The following is a 16,001-nucleotide window of genomic DNA, read 5'->3' as shown; positions in this document are numbered from 1 at the left end:
ATACGGGCCCGAAGCGTCCATTCTGATTGCCTGCCGCCCACCGCAAAATTAAACTCGCACGCTGGGAATGGACTTCCCGCTTCAAGCGTTGTCTCTGGCGGAGTTTCAACGTCTTGGCAGGACGCACACCGTGCACCCAGATCCTCTCAAGAAAGCTCTGCTAATGACTCTGCACAACAGCTCCTCGGCGGCCAGCAACTCTGACAGCTCTGCCACTCTGGCCAAGCGCGCGGCCTACTCGGTCGCCGCCGGCGCCGCCGCCATGACCGCCGCCTCGGCCGAGGCCGAAGTCCGCTACTCCGGCGTGCAGGACATTTCGATCGCCCAGTTCAGCGCGCAGGACCTCAACCTCGACGGCGACGCCTACACCGACATCCTGCTGAAGAACTATGTGTTCGGCGCCAACTACCAGGGCGCCACCGTCAACTTCTATCCGGGCAAGGTTGTCGGATTCAACACCGGGATCAACTACGCGACCGCGCTCAGCTTTGGCGACACGATCGACGCGGGCGCGACCGCCGGCGGGCCGTTCGCTGTTTCACTGGCCTACCCGAACAACCCGAACTCGGAGTTTGACAACGCCACCGGCGCCTACATCGGCCTGGAGTTCCCCATCAACGCGACTAGCCACTTCGGTTGGGTGCGTGTGACGATCGACAACGCCGCCGGCACTTTCGTGATCAACGATTGGGCCTACAACGACACGCCCGGCGAGGGCCTGTTCGCCGGTCAGGTTCCCGAGCCCGGCACGCTGGGGCTGTTGGCGGCCGGCGCGGCCGGACTGGCCGCGGTGCGGCGCCGCCGCAAGGACGCGTCTTAACCAATAGAGTGGCAACGACAGTCGCCTCCTTGGGCTATTGATTGGTCGCGCACCGCTGCCCCCACACGGGCCGTGTGAGGATGACTACCCAACCGTTGCCGGTATCAGCCGCCTTCGAGAATCGAGAGGAAATCTGGCATGCGACGCGATGAAATCGCTTGCAAGGCCGCCTACTCCGCCGCCGCATCGGCGGCGCTGCTAGGCGCTGATGCGTCCGCTGTGGTGGTGTACTCCGGCGTCCAGGACCTGGCCATCGAGCAAGCTTTTGCTCAGAACCTCAGCATCGACGACGACGAATACGCCGACCTGCTGCTGAAGAACTACGTCTTCTTCGGCGGGAACTACCAGGGCGCGTCGATCCCGTTCGAGCCCGGCAAGATTGTTGGGTTCTCCACCGGCTTGAACTACGCGTCCGCCCTGGGGGCGGGGGAACTCGTCGACGCGGCGGCTACCGCCGCCGCCCCGTTTGTGGTGTCGCTCGCCTACGGCGCCAACAACCCGAACGCCGAGTTCAACGACGCCGAGGGCGCGTTCATCGGCCTGAGCTTCCCGATCGGCGGGGCGATGGAGGAGAACCTGCACTACGGCTGGGTGCGCGTTTCCATCGACAACGCCGCCGGCACGTTCATCATCAACGACTGGGCGTACGAGGATGTCCCCGGCGTCGGGATCCTGACCGGCGACACCGGCCCCGACGGCCTGCCGGGCGACTACAACGCCGACGGAGCGGTGGACACCGCCGACTACACCGTGTGGCGTGACAACCTGGGAACCGACTTCGCCCTCAGCGGCAACGGCGACGAGCAAGGCGCTAGCGAAGGCGTGGTCGACCAGGCGGACTACGACCTGTGGCGCGGCCAGTACGGCGCCGGCGCCGCACCCGGCGCGGCCTCGCCCGCGCCCGAGCCGCACACGCTCGGGCTGCTGGCCGCCGGCGCGCTCGGCCTGACCGCTCTCCGCCGCCGCCGGGGCCCCCTCGACCATGAGTGTTGAGCGACGACAGTCCGACGCCTCGCCCCGGCGGGTGCTGCTGGTTGGCTGGGACGCCGCCGACTGGCAGATGATCCACCCGCTCATCGAGCAGGGGCTCATGCCCGCCACCGCCGGGCTGATGCAGCGCGGCAGCTGGGGCAACTTGGCCAGCCTGCAGCCGATGCTCTCGCCCATCCTGTGGAACAGCATCGCCACCGGCAAGCGCGCCAGCGGGCACGGCGTGCTCGGCTTCACCGAGCCCGACCCCGACGGCCCGGGCGTGCGTCCCTCCGCCAGCACCAGCCGCAAGTGCAAGGCGATCTGGAACATCCTCACGCAGTGCGGGCTGCGTTCGAACGTGGTCGGCTGGTACGCCTCGCACCCGGCGGAGCCGATCGCGGGCACGATGGTCTCCAACCAGTTCGAGGTGTTCTCCGCGACCGACGACGGCGTCACCCCGCCGCCGCAGGGGTCGGTCCACCCGGCGGACCTCACCGACGAGCTGGCCGAGCTGCGGGTGCGGCCGCGGGAGATCGACGCCACGGCGATCCTGCCCTTCGTCCCCGATGCGGCGCGGCTGCAGGATCAGCCCGCCAACCGCCTGGCCGCGCTGCAGCGGATGCTGGCGCAGACCGCCACCGTGCACGCGGCCGCCACCCACCTGATGACCACCACCGAGTGGGACCTGACGGCCGTCTACTACGAGGGCATCGACCGCTTCGGCCACGAGTTCATGGAGTTCCACCCGCCGAAGATGGACCAGGTGTCGCAGGAGGACTTCGACGCCTACCAGAACTGCATGGTCGGCATCTACCGCTTCCACGACATGATGCTCGAAGCGCTGCTCACGCTGGCCGGCGACGACACCACCGTGGTGCTGATGTCCGACCACGGCTACTACAACAACCACCTGCGGCCCGACCCGCGCGAGGGCAAGTCGGGCCCCGTCGAGTGGCACCGTCCGTTCGGCGTGCTCGCGGCGCAGGGCCCCGGGGTGAAGCCGGGGGGGAGGCTGTTCGGCGCGTCGCTGCTGGACGTGGCCCCCACCCTGCTGCACCTGCTGGGGCTGCCCGCCGGCTACGACATGCCCGGCCGCGTGCTGGCCGAGGCGCTCGACCTGCCCGACGAGCCCCGCCGCATCGAGAGCTGGGAGGAAATCCCCGGCGGGTGCGGCATGCACAGCGGCTCGCTGCGGGTCGACCCGGCCGAGGCCCGCGAGGCGATGCAGCAGCTCGTGGCGCTCGGCTACATCGACCCCCCGAGCGCGGAGTCCGAGCAGACCGTCCGCGACACGATCGCCCAGAACCAGCTCTGCCTGGCGCAGACGCTGGCCGACGCGCGGGACTTCCAGCAGGCGGTCGAGGTGTTCGAGGCGATCGACCCCTGCGTCCGCGATACGGCCCAGGGGCAGGTTTTCCTGGCGAGCTGCCTGCTAGCGCTAGGCCGCCACGACGACGCCCGCTCGCTGCTGGAGGGGCTGCAAGAAAAACAGATCGACCAGCCCCGGCTGCACATGATGCTGGGCGTGCTGGCCCACGCCGACGGCGACCACGACCGCGCGCTCGAGTTCTACCAGCGGGTCGAGGCGTCGCAGCCCCGCTTGCCCGGGCTCTACAACAAACTGGGCGCGGTCTACCTGGCGGCCGAGAAGCACACGCCCGCCACCCAGGCGTTCGAGAAGGCGCTGGCGATCGACCCGGAGTGCTCGGTCTCGCTCGAGGGGCTGGGCCGCGCCAAGCTGGCGTTGGGCGAACCGGACGAAGCGCTCAGCCTGTCCCTGCAGGCGGCCGAGCTGACCCACTTTTTCCCCCGGGCGCACTGCACCATCGGCAAGGCGATGCTGGCGCTGGGCGACTACCCCGGCGCGGTCGAGGCGCTCACGCTCTGCGTGAAGCAGGCGCCGCGTTTTTCCGAGGCCCACCAAGCCCTGGCCTCCGCGTACCGCGCCGCGGGCGAGCCGGACAAGGCGCTGCGGGCCGACCTGCAGGCGAAGCAGGTGCGGGCCGCCGGCGCCGTTTAGCAATGGACCCAACCAGGTAACAGGCGACTCAAAAGGATTGACGAGATGAGGCCCCACCCCCTCCCCACACGCCCCGCCCAGCGGGCCGCGTTCACGCTGGTCGAACTGCTGGTGGTGATCGCGATCATCGGCATCCTGATCGCGCTGCTGCTCCCGGCGGTCCAGTCGGCGCGGGAGGCCGCCCGCCGCTCGAGCTGCACCAACAAGCTGAAGCAGCTCGGCCTGGCGGCGCTGAACTTCGAGTCGGCCAACAACCGGCTGCCGCCCGGCTACCTCGGCAGCCGCAACTTCAGCTTCCCCAACGCCAACTTCGAGGGGCCTGGCAAACCGAACCAGTGGACCAGCGTGTTCGTGTCGCTGCTGCCGCAGCTGGAGGAGTCCGCGCTGGAGTCTCAGATCCTGACCGGCTACCAGGTGGGCGTCGACCAGTACGACTTCAACTTCTGGACCCGCACCAACATCGTCGAGGCGGCCGCCACGCCGATCGACACGCTGATCTGCCCCTCGGTGCCCGAGCGGCAACCCAGCAACCGCACGCTCATCCAGGTCTACGGCAACTTCCCCGACGGCTGGGACGCGAGCAAAGAAGACAACGGCTACGCCCAGGCGAGCTACCCCGCCAACCCCGGCACGGTGTTCGGCCTGACGCACTACCAGGGCGTGGCCGGGCTGTACGGCGATGTCGGCCGCGGGGTCACCTCCGACACCGGCTACGATGTTTCTCGGCAGCTTGGCGGCCCGTTCGGGACCCGCAGCAAGGTCCGGCTCGCCAAGATCACCGACGGAACCTCCAAGACGCTGATGTTCGGCGAGGCGCCCGGCACCTACGGCACAGGTATCCGCACGATCTACAACACCGAGATCGACAGCGGGCTGGTGCAGGGCTTCTCGTGGGTCGGCGCCGGCGCGCTGCCGGCCCACCTGGGGCTCGATGTGCAGCAGGAGAACGGCCAGCCCATCCCCAACGGCCCGGAGAACCCGGAGTCACGCTACGAGACCAAGTGGTCGTACTTCGGTTCGTTCCACACAGGCGTGGTGCTGTTCACGCTGGTCGATGGGTCGGTGCACCCGGTGAAGCAGTCGATCGACGAGCCCGCGTTCTTCGCCCTCGCGACGATGGCCGGCGAGGAGGTCGGCGTCGAGGACTCGCTGTAGCGGTTAGCGTCGGTTGCGGTACAGCTCCGGCGAGACGGCCGCGGCCATCGCCGTGGCGTCCAGGCCCAGCCCGAGGAACCGCTCAATCTGCTCGGCGGCCGCCGCCGGGTCGTCGATCACCTGGCGGTGCGCGAGCGTCAGCACCGGCGTGGCGGGACGCGCCGCGAGCCACGCCCGCGCGCCCTCGAGCTGCTGCGCGACCGCCTGCTTGAGGCGGTCGGCCGGCAGGTCGGCGCCGCGGGCGCCGGCCAGCGCGATCATCTTCTGCTGCGAGGCGAGCACCTCGTCCAGGTCACGGTCGATCCAGATCACGCGGCACGCCAGCGGAGCGGGCAGGAAACGCAGAAGCGGCGCGACAATCTTGATGGCGTCGCCCTCGACGTCCAGCAGCCAGGCCGCGTCGGTGGCGAGCCGCTTGACGCGGTCGTGCTCCCAGTAGCCCTGCGGGTTGCTCTCGTCGGCGGTCCGCAGCCCGTCGGAACACGGCGTCATGCCGCCCCCCGCCAGCATCTGCATCAGCATCGACGTGCCGGAGCGGGGCAGCCCGGTGACAATAGTGAGGTATTCCGGCTTGCCGGCGTAGAGGTTCAAGTTGGTCGATGCCTGCGGTGCGGTGGGTGAAGTAGTACAGACTAGTCTGCCACTTCGTCGTGGAAAACGGCCACGCCAAGCGATCTAATGGAAGCGGTGATCGTACGTCCGCATTCTTAAGTCCGCCGCCGCTGTGCGTCGAGGTCCGGCTTAATCGCGTGAGAACAGTGTCCGCTTAGTGCGCTCAAAAAGGGACAAAACCCCTGCGGGCCCTCCTCGGACAGTTACCGTAACACGTTTCTTGAAAAGCACTTACAAACTCTCAATCAGAGAATCTGTCCTGAGTTTTGTCCCCTCCGCGCTTGTTTTTGGACAAAACGAATCGGACGAAACACCCAAACGGGTGGGTTCCACGCGGAAGAGTGACTCGGCGTGGAGGAGTCGATTCGCAGGAAGCAAATTCTACCGGCTGCCCGCCACTTCCAACCGCGTCAGCTCACATGGGGGCGCCGTTTATCACGCTGCGCCGGCAGCTTGGAATGGCCACACAACAGCAAGGGCAGAAGGAGATACCACTGCGAAAACTCTCGCTGACCCTTCGGCAGCTCCCCCAGCCGGGCCCGAGCTGAGCAGGGCGACTGATCACTTCGGATCCGCTATTGTGAAGTAACACGGAGGCTTTTCTCGCAAACCGGTCGGAGGGCATCGCATGGGCACACTCAACCCGTCGCAGAAGAACGTGGACAAGATGACCAAGTACGTCCAGAAGTACTGGGAGAAGTCCGGCACGGTCGGGCACCCGGACGCGGGCGTCACGGAGGTGGTGATCAACGGCCTGGCCGCCAACATCGAGGAGGTCGGCCGCCCGCTCTGCCCGTGCAACTTCTACCCAAGCAAGCAGAAGGAGCTGGAGGAGCACGGCCGCCGCTGGATCTGCGCGTGCGACGAGATGAAGAAGTGGAAGTACTGCCACTGTTTGCTGTTCGTCACCGCCGACGGCAAGCCGATCACCGAGTACCTGCCCGACGACCACGAGGGGCGCGAGATCTACGGCGTGGTGAAGGACCCCACGCCGGACAAGGGCCGCGAGGGGGCGTAGGGCAAGCCGGCGTCTCTTGGCGTGGGACGCCGAACAGGCGAGAATCCCGACGCTCGTTCTCCTCGCATCGTCCGTTAGCCAATGCCCGACCTCGACAGCAAGAACCACTTCTACCTCGGCCGCCGGCACGACCTGGCCACCGGCCAAACCGACGCCCAGGCGCCGCTGCTGCTCAAGAGCAAAGACCTCACCACACACGCGGTGTGCGTCGGGATGACCGGCAGCGGCAAGACAGGGCTCTGCCTGTCGCTGCTGGAGGAGGCCGCGCTGGACGGCGTGCCGGCCATCGCGATCGACCCCAAGGGCGACCTCGGCAACCTGCTGCTGGCGTTCCCCAACCTGGCGCCGGAGGACTTCCGCCCCTGGATCGACGAGAGCGTCGCGGCCCGCAAGGGGCAGTCGCCCGACGAGTTCGCGGCCAGCACGGCCGAGCTGTGGCGCAGCGGGCTGGCCGACTGGGGCGAGGGCCCCGAGCGGATCCAGCAGTACAACGACTCCGTCGAGCGGTTGATCTTCACGCCCGGCTCGTCGGCCGGCATCCCGCTGACGGTGCTGAAGAGCTTCAACGCGCCGCCGCGCGAGATCCTGGCCGACTCCGAGGTGTTCCGCGAGCGGGTCGCGTCGGCCGTGTCGGGGCTGCTCGCGCTCTTGGGCATCGACGCCGACCCGGTGCGCAGCCGCGAGCACATCTTCCTGTCGACGATCCTCACCACCGCCTGGCAGGCGGGGCACGACCTGGACGTGGCGGACATGATCCGCGAGATCCAGGACCCGCCGTTCGCTACCGTGGGCGTGATGCAGCTCGACTCCTTCTTCCCGCAGAAGGATCGCACCGCGCTGGCGATGGACCTCAATAACCTGCTGGCGAGCCCCTCGTTCGCCGGCTGGATGACCGGCGCGCCGCTGGATGTTGGCAAGCTGCTCTACAACCCCGAGGGGAAGCCACGGCTGTCGATCATCTCAATCGCCCACCTCGACGACGCGCAGCGGATGTTCTTCGTAACCATCCTGCTGAACGAGGTTCAGGCCTGGATGCGGACCCAGCCCGGCACCGGCAGCCTGCGGGCGTTGCTGTACATGGACGAGGTCTACGGCTACTTCCCGCCGGTCGCCAACCCGCCGTCCAAACGCCCGATGCTGACGCTGCTCAAGCAGGCCCGCGCGTTCGGCGTGGGCTGCGTGCTCGCGACGCAGAACCCGGTGGACCTGGACTACAAGGGCCTGTCGAACTGCGGCGCGTGGTTCTTGGGGCGGCTGCAGACCGAACGCGACAAGGCCCGCGTCATCGAGGGGTTGGAGGGCGCTTCGGCCCAGGCGGGCGCGGGGTTCAACAAGCAGGCGATGGAGGCCACGCTCGCCGCGCTCGGCAGCCGCGTATTCCTGCTCAACAACGTGCACGACGATGCGCCCCAGGTGTTCCACACCCGCTGGGCCATGTCGTACCTGGCGGGCCCGCTGACCCGCGGTCACATCAAGCGGCTGATGGACGGCGTGCGGGAGCGATTCTTGCCAGACGCCAACAACGCAGTCGCACCCGCAAAGCCCTCCGAGCCAGAAGTCGAAAAGCCTGCCCGGCAAGCAGCGGCCCCCGTCGAGAAGGTCGATGGGGTCGACCAGCGGTGGGTCGCTGTGCGGGAGAAGCTCCCCGAAACGACCCGACTTGAGTACCGCCCCGCGCTGCTCGGATCAGGGAAGGTGCACTTTGTCGATCGCAAGCCGGTCGTCGACGAGTGGCGGGAGGTGTACGTCCTCAAGAGTCAGAACGAGCAGGTGCCCGATGGCGTGTGGGGCGGCGCGATCGCCTACGACCAGTGCCCCGTGCTGGTCGACCCGCCGCCGGCCGACGCCGCGCGGGCGCCGCTGCCCGCCGACCTCGCCAACGAGAAGAACTACCGGGGCTTCGCCCGTGAGCTCGAGGAGTGGCTGTACCAGGAGCAACGGCTGACGCTGTTCGAGTGCCGGGCGCTCGATGAGGTGTCCCGCCCGGGTGAAGATCAGCAGGCGTTCCGGGACCGGCTGGCGGAGCGGGCCCGGCTGCGGCTCCAGGAGGAGTTGCAGAAGGTCGAGGCCAGCTACGCCAAGCGGGTCGCCCGCGCCCGGGAGAAGATCGCGAAAAAGCAGTCGTACTTCGATGAGCAGAACTCCCAGTTCTGGGGCCGGGTCGGCGGGTTCCTGATGCAGGTGCTCGACCTGGTGCTGAGCATGCTCGGCAACAAGGCGACCAAGCGGAAGCGGAGCACCAGCGTCACGGCCGCCCGAAGGGCCGCCACCGAGCACGGGCAGGCCAGCCGGGCCAAGCAGGCGCTGGAGGAGGCGCAGGCCGAGCTCGACGAGCTGCAGGCCGAGCAGGAGCAGGCGGCCGCGGACGTCCGGTCGGCCTACGGGCCGGATCAGCTTGAGCTGGCCAATCTGGAGGTCTCGCCCCGCAAATCGGACATCGACGTCGGTCAGGTGGTGCTGGCCTGGCTGCCGTACGAGCTGTCCGAATCGGGCGCCGCGACCCCCGCCTACTAGCGGGCGGGCGCCCAGCGTGGCGGTCGACGCGTAGGCGGCTTAGAATAATGGTCCGAAATCCCCCGCCCTGCCCTCCCTACAGCCCGACGCCGTGGCCATTCCCCGCCCTCTTCCTCTGCTGCTCTGCACGGCGTTGCTGTGCGGCTGCGGCCCCGCCTCGACCTCGCAGCTCCTCATCGGCAAGTGGGAGGGACGGCCAGACAGCCTGGCCGCCAAGCGGGAGAGGAACCCAATCCCCACCGCCCCCGGCTACATCCCACGCGAGGTCACGCGTCCGGTCAGCGCCGAGGAGAAGGAGGCCGCCGAGAAGCTGGCCGCGATGCAGCCCAGCGAGCAGACCGACCTCGAGGCGTTTAACTTCACCGTGCTGCTCGAGTTCCTTCCGCAGGACCAGGTGGTGATGAGCCTCAACGGCGGGCAGCCGATTAAAGGCTCCTGGAAGGTGTTGTCGACAGACGTTGGCGTCTCGTTGATCGAGCTGGTCGACGGCGTGCCAACCCAGGCCGAGGGCGACGACCTGCCCCAGCTAACCAAACGCCGCTTCCTGCTGGAACTCAACGACCTGGGCGACGCGTTCACGCTCCGCGAGGAGGGGGTCGACCCTCGTTTTGGCTGGCTTTACTTCCAGCGTCTCCCCTAGGCGCGCCGCCGCGATCCGCCCGCCCTTCCCCTGACCCCAACCATCCCCGAATGACCGAACGCGAACGCTGGATCGTTTACCCCCTGCTGTTCCTAGCGCTAGGGGCGGCCCTGCGGGACAAGCTCATCAAGCAGACGTTCTCGGAGCGGATCGAGTGCGAGCTGCTGGTCTGCGACGACATCGTCGCGCGCAACAAGGTGCAGGCCAACGTGGCGGTCCGATCCCCCTTGCTCGAAGCGGACAGCGTCACCGCCGGCCGGGTCAACTCCGCGGCGGTGCTCCAGGGAGGGCAGCCGGTGCTCAGCATCAATCCGCAGTACCTCCCGCAGCTGCTCCAGCGGATGGGCCTGCTGCAGTCGGCCCCCCCCACCCAGCGGTTACCGCAGCAGCAGGAACAGCCTTCCGAGCCCGAAGAATCCGCGGATTCTGAGGAATAAGCAGCCGCGAACTGGCGGCACAGGGATTGCGTAGTATGCTCAGGCGGCCCAACGGCCTGCCAAAACGTGTATCCCCTCGCCCCAAAACCCTTACACGAACCATGCCCCTGTTTTTCGATTGGCATTACCTGCTGTTCCTGGCCCCCGCCATGCTGCTCGCCCTGTGGGCGCAGATGCGGGTTCGGTCAACTTATGCAGCGGCCAGCCAGCGTCCGGCCTCGCTGACCGGTGCGGCCGCGGCACGGCACATGCTCGACTCGGCAGGGCTGCAAGAGGTCGCAATCGAGCCAATCCGCGGCCAACTGACCGACCACTACGACCCCAGCGCGCGGGTGCTAAGGCTCAGCGAAGGCGTCTACGGACAGCGTAACCTGGCGGCGGTCGGCATCGCCGCCCACGAGGCGGGCCACGCCCTGCAGCACGCCAAGAACTACGCGCCTTTGACGATCCGCAATATGGCGGTCCCCGCGGCTAGTTTCGGCAGCGGCGCTGGCATGTGGATGATTGTTGGCGGAGCAATTTTCAGCTCTGGGTTCCTGATCCAGCTCGGCATCGTTTGCTTCGCCGCGGTCGTGTTCTTTCAGCTGGTCAATTTGCCCGTGGAATTCGACGCCAGCAACCGCGCCAAGGCGCAGCTTGTCGAGTACGGCATCGTCCCGGAGTCCGAGATGGGCCCGGTCCGCAGCGTGCTGAATGCCGCCGGCTGGACCTATGTGGCCGCGACGCTCCAGGCCGTGATGACGCTGCTGTACCTGCTGATGCGGTTCGGCGGCAGCAGCAACGACTAGCCGACCGCGTCGCCACAACTGTCAACCACAACGCCGGGGCCGCCCCGGGCGCTCTCCCACTTGGGCGCCCCGCGGCGGCCCGGCTTTTTCTTGCTCCTGGCGGCCGACCTCGCCGGATGCTCCGGCCTTCTTCCGCTAGAGAATAATCCCCGCAGCGGGTACGATTCACGATGCTGGCGGCTTCCGCGAACCGGCGGCCGCGTGAGAATCCTGACCCTAGGAGCAGACCAGCATGAATCGTTTCAAGTCCACGACCGCGGTGATCGCGTGCGTCGCGCTCGCCGTCGGCGCAGCAGCCGGGTGGCTCGCCCGGCCCGCCGCCCCCCAGATCCAGCTGCCGGCCATCCCGGCGCACGCCTCCGCGACGGCCAGCGCCGACAACTTTGCGGTCGCGACCGGCCTGGTGGACGAAGGGGTCGAGGCGTTTTACTTCCTCGACTTCCTGACCGGGCAGCTCAAGGCGACCGTGATCAACCGCCGCGACGCCGGCTTCGCCGCCTACTTCCAGTACGACATCACCAAGGACTTCGACGGCGCCGGCCGCAGCCCCAAGTACCTGATGGTGACCGGCGTTGTGAACATCCCCCGCGGCAAGGGCAACACCCAGCTCGCCCGCAGCGCGGTCTACATCACCGACGCCACGACCGGCCAGATGTGCGCGTACATCATGCCGTGGAACAGCAGCCTGCAGGCCGCCGGCAAGGGCCAGCTCGCAACGTTCTACAAGATCGGCGCCGTGCCGCTGCGGGCCGACACGTTCGTCCGCGACCAGTGATCAACCGCCGACCACCCCACCGAGGACCGCGACCCACGTGAAGCTCACCGTCAACGGCGACCCGCTCGACGCGCCCGAGGGCTGCACCATCGCGGGCCTGCTTGAGCAGCTCGAGATCCGCGTGAAGCACGTCGCGGTGGAGAGGAACAAGGAGCTGGTGCCCCGCGCCCAGCACGCCGAGACCACCCTCCAACACGGCGACGAGCTCGAGGTCGTGACGCTGGTCGGCGGTGGGTGACCCGGGCCCGCTACGCTACCCTTCCCGAACCCCTAACCGCCTACGCTTCTTCGATGCCGACCCCGCTGACCATAGGCACACACACGCTGTCCAGCCGACTGATCGTCGGCACCGGCAAGTACGCCACCTACGCGCAGATGGGCGAGGCGCTCGAGCGGAGCGGGGCCGACTGCGTCACCGTGGCGGTGCGGCGCGAGCGGCTGATCGACGCCGAGGGCAAGAACCTGCTCGACTACGTCGACCCCCAGCGGTACACCATCCTGCCCAACACGGCCGGCTGCTTCAACGCCGAGGACGCCGTGCGAGTCGCCCGGCTGGGCCGGGAGATTCTCTCCGGGCTCGAGAACTCTGGCGCGGACTGGGTCAAGCTCGAGTGCCTGGCCGACAAGCGGACGCTGCTGCCCGACCCGGTCGAGACCCTCCAGGCGACCGAGCAGCTCGTGGCCGACGGCTTCCAGGTGCTGGTCTACTCGACCGACGACCCGGTGATCGCCAAGCGACTCAAGAACGCCGGCGCCACAAGCGTGATGCCGGCGGGCAGCCCGATCGGATCCGGCCAGGGTGTGCTGAACGCCAATAACCTCCGCATCTGCCTGGAGTACCTCAAGGAGGACGACCCAACCTACCCGGTGATCGTCGACGCCGGCGTCGGCGCCGCGAGCGACGTCGCGGCCGCTATGGAGCTGGGCGTCGATGGCGTGCTGCTCAACACGGCCATCGCCCATGCGCAGGACCCACTCGCCATGGCCGATGCGATGCGCCTGGCGTGCGAGGCCGGCCGGCTGAGCTACCTGTCGGGCCGCATCCCCAAGCGGCTCTACGCCACGGCCAGCAGCCCCGAAGAGGGCGTCATTACTTGGCAGCCGAGCTGACGCTCCGGGCGTCGACTGCAGCTCCGCTTGGATAAGCCACCCCAGGTTGCGTCCGCATGAAGAACAGCGACCAGCCCACCCAAGGAGGGCAACACCGACGAGTAGCCGGTCCGCAGCCAGAGTCCAACCGCACCGGCACGCGCATTTTGGGCGGTCTCCTGTTTAGCGGCGTCGCCGTGATGCTGCTGTTCGGGGGGCTATCGTTGCTGTTCGGGCCGTTGGTCAAGATGGTCGCGATAGCGTGGCCGATGGTGTTCCTGCTGCCCTCACTCTTCGCCACTGTGCTGGTGGTCGCCGTCACGGTCGCCGTAGCGGGAGGCGTCCTGGGTTCAGTGGTGTCCCCCGGGCTAGTCGACGCCGCGGCTAGTAGACGCTCTCCCCAACCCGACGAGCAACCGCCGCCCTGGCGACTAATCGGAGTAGCCTACAAAGGACAGCACATCAGCATTGACGGCGTGGCGCCCTGGGGCCGTGCATGGCGCCCCTGGGAGAGCGAACCCACGGTTGTGCTCCCCAACCCGAAGTACCGCCAACAGACCTGCGAGTACCAAGTCTTCCAGCTCGGAGTGAAGGACCGCAACATCGTGTTCGCAGCAGCAGAGCTCTCGCCCAGCGAGTACGCCTTCTACCTGCGAACCGCGCGTAACTGATTCATGGCTGAGTCCACCACCCTCTCCGCCGCCGACGTCCTGGGCGCCGAAGGTTCAATCGCCCGCCGGCTCGCCAGCTACGAAGACCGGCCCGAGCAGCTGCAAATGGCCGATGCCGTGGCCTCTGCCATCGCGAACAAGCGGCACCTGATCGTCGAGGCCGGCACCGGCGTCGGCAAGAGCTTCGCCTACCTCGTGCCGGCCATCCTGGCCGCCACCGAACCCGTCCCAGCCGACGCCCATGGGGACGACGCCCGTCCGCCCCGCCGGGTGGTGGTCTCAACGCACACCATCGCCCTGCAGGAGCAGCTCCTCAAGAAGGACCTGCCGCTGCTCAACAGCGTGATCCCCCGCGAGTTCACCGCGGTGCTCGCCAAGGGCCGCCGCAACTACGTCAGCCTGCGGCGGCTCGAGGCCGCGATGAACCGCGCCGGCACGCTCTTCTCCGAAGACGCCGAGGTCAGCGAGCTCCAGCAGCTCCGCAAGTGGGCCGCCCAAACCCACGACGGCTCGCAGTCAGACCTCGCCCGCAAGCCGCTCCCCACGGTGTGGGACGAGGTCGCTAGCGACAGCGGCAACTGCCTGGGCCGCCGCTGCCCGCACTACAAAGACTGCTTCTACTACGCCGCCCGCCGGCGGATGCAGCACGCGCAGGTGCTGGTGGTGAACCACGCGCTGCTGTTCTCGGACATCGCGCTCCGCCGGCACGGCGTGAGCCTGCTGCCGGACTACGACGTCGTCGTCCTGGACGAGGCCCACACCATCGAGCAGATCGCCGGCGACCACCTCGGCCTGCGGGTCACCAACGGCCAGGTCGAGTACCAGCTCAGCAAGCTCTACAACGACCGCAAGCAGAAGGGGCTGCTGGTCGGCCACGGGTTCGTGGACGCGATGAAACAGGTCGACCAGACCCGCGAGGCCGCCGACGGCTTCTTCTCCGACTTGTGGGAGTGGGGCGCCCGCCAGGGACCGGAGAACGGCCGCGTCACCGAGCCCAACATCGCCGGGCCGGAGCTGGCCGTCGAGCTCCAGACCCTCGCCCGCAAGGTGAAGTCCGCCGGGTCGAAGATCACTAGCGACGTCGAACGCCAGGACTACACCGCCGCCCACGACCGGCTGCTCGGCCTGGCCGGCGACATCGAGGCCTGGCGCACCCAGCGCGACGAGTCCAACGTGTTCTGGGTCGAGTCGCACAACACCCGCCGCGGGCCCCGCATGACCCTCGGCGCCGCTCCGGTGGACGTCGGGCCCGCGCTGCGAGGCGAGCTGTTCGAGAAGGTCCCCAGCGTGATCCTCACCAGCGCCACACTGGCGGTCGGTCGGCAGGCGTCATTCGACTTCTTCCGCTCCCGCATCGGGCTTACCCAGTCCGACGGCCTGAAGCTCGGCAGCCCGTTCGACTACCCGCGTCAGGCCAAGCTGATCACGCTCACCGGCATGCCCGACCCCACCACCGAGCGTCAGGCGTACGAGCGGCGGTGCGTCGAGATGATCCAGCGTTACGCCGCCGAGTCCGACGGCCGCACCTTTGTCCTGCTCACCAGCTACGAGATGATGCGCCGGGTCGGCGCGGGCCTGTCGAAGTGGCTGGCCGAGTGGAACCTCAAGCTCATCTCCCAGGCCGACGGCCTGCCCCGCGGCCAGATGGTGGACCAGTTTGTCGCCAACCCGCGGAGCGTGCTCCTGGGCGCCGACAGCTTCTGGCAGGGGGTCGACGTGCCGGGCGACGCGCTCAAGACGGTCATCATCGCCAAGCTGCCGTTCAGCGTCCCCGACCGCCCACTGCTCGAGGCGCGTCTCGACGCCATCCGATCGTCGGGCGGCAACCCCTTCTCCGACTACCAGCTCCCCGAGTCCATCCTCAAATTCAAGCAGGGCTTCGGCCGGCTGATCCGCTCCAAGTCCGACACCGGCACGGTGGTCTGCCTCGACCCGAGGCTGTCGACCAAGAGCTACGGCCGTCTGTTCCTCGAAAGCCTGCCCGACTGCCAGCGCGTGGTCGAACGCGCTTAGCAGCAACGCAATCCGCCGACGCAGAAAACAGGCAAGTGATTGAACTGCTGATTGGCCTCGCCGCTCGCGTGCTGTTCTTGGTGCTCTTGTTGGTTGCTTCGTACGGTGTCGGCATAATCGCAGTCGCTATCGCCTCGTTCGGCAAGGTCCGCGACGCCATCTTCGACGACGAAGGTATTCCCAACGACGTGTGGAAGCATCATCGACTGACCTACCCCCGCGGGCAGGTCCGCTACGTCCGTTCCAGCGCTACGACCGTACTGGGTCTGATACTAATTGTTGTCTGCTGGATTCTTGCATTCGGTGTTCCTTGAGCAGCCCGCTAAACCGCTGGTCGCATACGAGCGTCCGCAGCTAGGTGACTCAGCTTCGTCTCGCAATTTCATAAAAGTAGATGAGGTTTCTGGCGGCCCCCGAAACGCGAACTGGACACGGCTGCCGCAGGCGTGCGATCATGTAAAGCCCGGTTGCTGCTGG

Annotated in this window: 16 protein-coding genes; 15 read left to right on the top strand and 1 reads right to left on the bottom strand. The window is 67.7% G+C overall.

Annotated elements, in window-relative coordinates; genetic code table 11:
* The first annotated feature begins 163 nt into the window (after nucleotides 1–163).
* The 4 genes from KOR34_RS21915 (at nucleotide 164) to KOR34_RS21900 (ending at nucleotide 4,967) form a co-directional block, all read left to right on the top strand.
* Complete coding sequence (locus KOR34_RS21915; RefSeq protein ID WP_197531661.1) at nucleotides 164–820, top strand: PEP-CTERM sorting domain-containing protein; 657 nt, start codon at nucleotides 164–166, stop codon at nucleotides 818–820.
* Between the two features lie 138 nt (nucleotides 821–958).
* Nucleotides 959–1,813 (top strand): PEP-CTERM sorting domain-containing protein, encoded by an 855-nt coding sequence (locus KOR34_RS21910; protein WP_146568259.1) that lies wholly within the window; start codon nucleotides 959–961, stop codon nucleotides 1,811–1,813.
* Entirely contained in the window at nucleotides 1,803–3,812 is a 2,010-nt protein-coding gene (locus tag KOR34_RS21905; protein WP_146568258.1) for an alkaline phosphatase family protein, read from the top strand. The genes KOR34_RS21910 and KOR34_RS21905 overlap by 11 nt, the downstream gene beginning before the upstream one ends.
* A 45-nt stretch (nucleotides 3,813–3,857) precedes the next feature.
* Nucleotides 3,858–4,967 (top strand): DUF1559 family PulG-like putative transporter, encoded by a 1,110-nt coding sequence (locus tag KOR34_RS21900; RefSeq protein WP_146568257.1) that lies wholly within the window; start codon nucleotides 3,858–3,860, stop codon nucleotides 4,965–4,967.
* A 3-nt stretch (nucleotides 4,968–4,970) separates the two neighbouring features.
* Here the strand turns inward: KOR34_RS21900 and KOR34_RS21895 are convergent, their stop codons facing one another.
* Entirely contained in the window at nucleotides 4,971–5,558 is a 588-nt protein-coding gene (locus tag KOR34_RS21895) for a sulfotransferase family protein (protein WP_146568256.1), read from the bottom strand.
* Between the two features lie 649 nt (nucleotides 5,559–6,207).
* Here KOR34_RS21895 and KOR34_RS21890 point away from each other — a divergent pair.
* The 11 genes from KOR34_RS21890 to KOR34_RS21840 all read left to right on the top strand — a co-directional run bounded on the left by KOR34_RS21890 (nucleotide 6,208) and on the right by KOR34_RS21840 (nucleotide 15,838).
* Nucleotides 6,208–6,597: a ferredoxin-thioredoxin reductase catalytic domain-containing protein gene (locus KOR34_RS21890; protein ID WP_146568255.1), complete on the top strand. Its 390-nt coding sequence runs from the start codon at nucleotides 6,208–6,210 to the stop codon at nucleotides 6,595–6,597.
* 81 nt (nucleotides 6,598–6,678) lie between these two features.
* Nucleotides 6,679–9,111: a helicase HerA domain-containing protein gene (locus tag KOR34_RS21885; protein WP_146568254.1), complete on the top strand. Its 2,433-nt coding sequence runs from the start codon at nucleotides 6,679–6,681 to the stop codon at nucleotides 9,109–9,111.
* A 91-nt stretch (nucleotides 9,112–9,202) separates the two neighbouring features.
* Entirely contained in the window at nucleotides 9,203–9,751 is a 549-nt protein-coding gene (locus tag KOR34_RS21880) for a hypothetical protein (RefSeq protein ID WP_146568253.1), read from the top strand.
* 50 nt (nucleotides 9,752–9,801) lie between these two features.
* Nucleotides 9,802–10,188, top strand: a complete 387-nt coding sequence (locus KOR34_RS21875; protein WP_146568252.1) for a hypothetical protein — start codon at nucleotides 9,802–9,804, stop codon at nucleotides 10,186–10,188.
* 101 nt (nucleotides 10,189–10,289) lie between these two features.
* Nucleotides 10,290–10,976: a zinc metallopeptidase gene (locus KOR34_RS21870; RefSeq protein WP_146568251.1), complete on the top strand. Its 687-nt coding sequence runs from the start codon at nucleotides 10,290–10,292 to the stop codon at nucleotides 10,974–10,976.
* A gap of 232 nt (nucleotides 10,977–11,208) precedes the next feature.
* The gene (locus tag KOR34_RS21865; RefSeq protein ID WP_146568250.1) at nucleotides 11,209–11,751 is read left to right on the top strand and encodes a hypothetical protein; all 543 of its coding nucleotides are present in this window, start codon (nucleotides 11,209–11,211) and stop codon (nucleotides 11,749–11,751) included.
* Between the two features lie 37 nt (nucleotides 11,752–11,788).
* Nucleotides 11,789–11,989, top strand: a complete 201-nt coding sequence (thiS, locus tag KOR34_RS21860) for a sulfur carrier protein ThiS (protein ID WP_146568249.1) — start codon at nucleotides 11,789–11,791, stop codon at nucleotides 11,987–11,989.
* 53 nt (nucleotides 11,990–12,042) lie between these two features.
* A complete protein-coding gene (locus KOR34_RS21855; protein ID WP_146568248.1) occupies nucleotides 12,043–12,861 on the top strand; it encodes a thiazole synthase in 819 nt (272 codons plus the stop codon).
* A 56-nt stretch (nucleotides 12,862–12,917) separates the two neighbouring features.
* On the top strand, nucleotides 12,918–13,511 hold the full coding sequence (locus KOR34_RS21850) for a hypothetical protein (protein ID WP_146568247.1): 594 nt from the start codon (nucleotides 12,918–12,920) through the stop codon (nucleotides 13,509–13,511).
* A gap of 3 nt (nucleotides 13,512–13,514) precedes the next feature.
* Nucleotides 13,515–15,524, top strand: coding sequence for an ATP-dependent DNA helicase (locus KOR34_RS21845; protein ID WP_228714739.1), 2,010 nt, complete (start codon nucleotides 13,515–13,517; stop codon nucleotides 15,522–15,524).
* Between the two features lie 35 nt (nucleotides 15,525–15,559).
* Entirely contained in the window at nucleotides 15,560–15,838 is a 279-nt protein-coding gene (locus KOR34_RS21840) for a hypothetical protein (protein ID WP_146568246.1), read from the top strand.
* Nucleotides 15,839–16,001: the final 163 nt, after the last annotated feature.

It is taken from the genome of Posidoniimonas corsicana (genome assembly GCF_007859765.1).
Classification (GTDB): Bacteria; Planctomycetota; Planctomycetia; order Pirellulales; family Lacipirellulaceae; genus Posidoniimonas; species Posidoniimonas corsicana.
This window is presented reverse-complemented; position numbering and strand designations above follow the sequence as displayed.

Coding starts and splice junctions, on each gene's coding strand:
- KOR34_RS21915 (WP_197531661.1), top strand. CDS start 164: ATGACTCTGCACAACAGCTCCTCGGCGGCCAGCAACTCTGACAGCTCT.
- KOR34_RS21910 (WP_146568259.1), top strand. CDS start 959: ATGCGACGCGATGAAATCGCTTGCAAGGCCGCCTACTCCGCCGCCGCA.
- KOR34_RS21905 (WP_146568258.1), top strand. CDS start 1,803: ATGAGTGTTGAGCGACGACAGTCCGACGCCTCGCCCCGGCGGGTGCTG.
- KOR34_RS21900 (WP_146568257.1), top strand. CDS start 3,858: ATGAGGCCCCACCCCCTCCCCACACGCCCCGCCCAGCGGGCCGCGTTC.
- KOR34_RS21890 (WP_146568255.1), top strand. CDS start 6,208: ATGGGCACACTCAACCCGTCGCAGAAGAACGTGGACAAGATGACCAAG.
- KOR34_RS21885 (WP_146568254.1), top strand. CDS start 6,679: ATGCCCGACCTCGACAGCAAGAACCACTTCTACCTCGGCCGCCGGCAC.
- KOR34_RS21875 (WP_146568252.1), top strand. CDS start 9,802: ATGACCGAACGCGAACGCTGGATCGTTTACCCCCTGCTGTTCCTAGCG.
- KOR34_RS21870 (WP_146568251.1), top strand. CDS start 10,290: ATGCCCCTGTTTTTCGATTGGCATTACCTGCTGTTCCTGGCCCCCGCC.
- KOR34_RS21865 (WP_146568250.1), top strand. CDS start 11,209: ATGAATCGTTTCAAGTCCACGACCGCGGTGATCGCGTGCGTCGCGCTC.
- KOR34_RS21855 (WP_146568248.1), top strand. CDS start 12,043: ATGCCGACCCCGCTGACCATAGGCACACACACGCTGTCCAGCCGACTG.
- KOR34_RS21850 (WP_146568247.1), top strand. CDS start 12,918: ATGAAGAACAGCGACCAGCCCACCCAAGGAGGGCAACACCGACGAGTA.
- KOR34_RS21845 (WP_228714739.1), top strand. CDS start 13,515: ATGGCTGAGTCCACCACCCTCTCCGCCGCCGACGTCCTGGGCGCCGAA.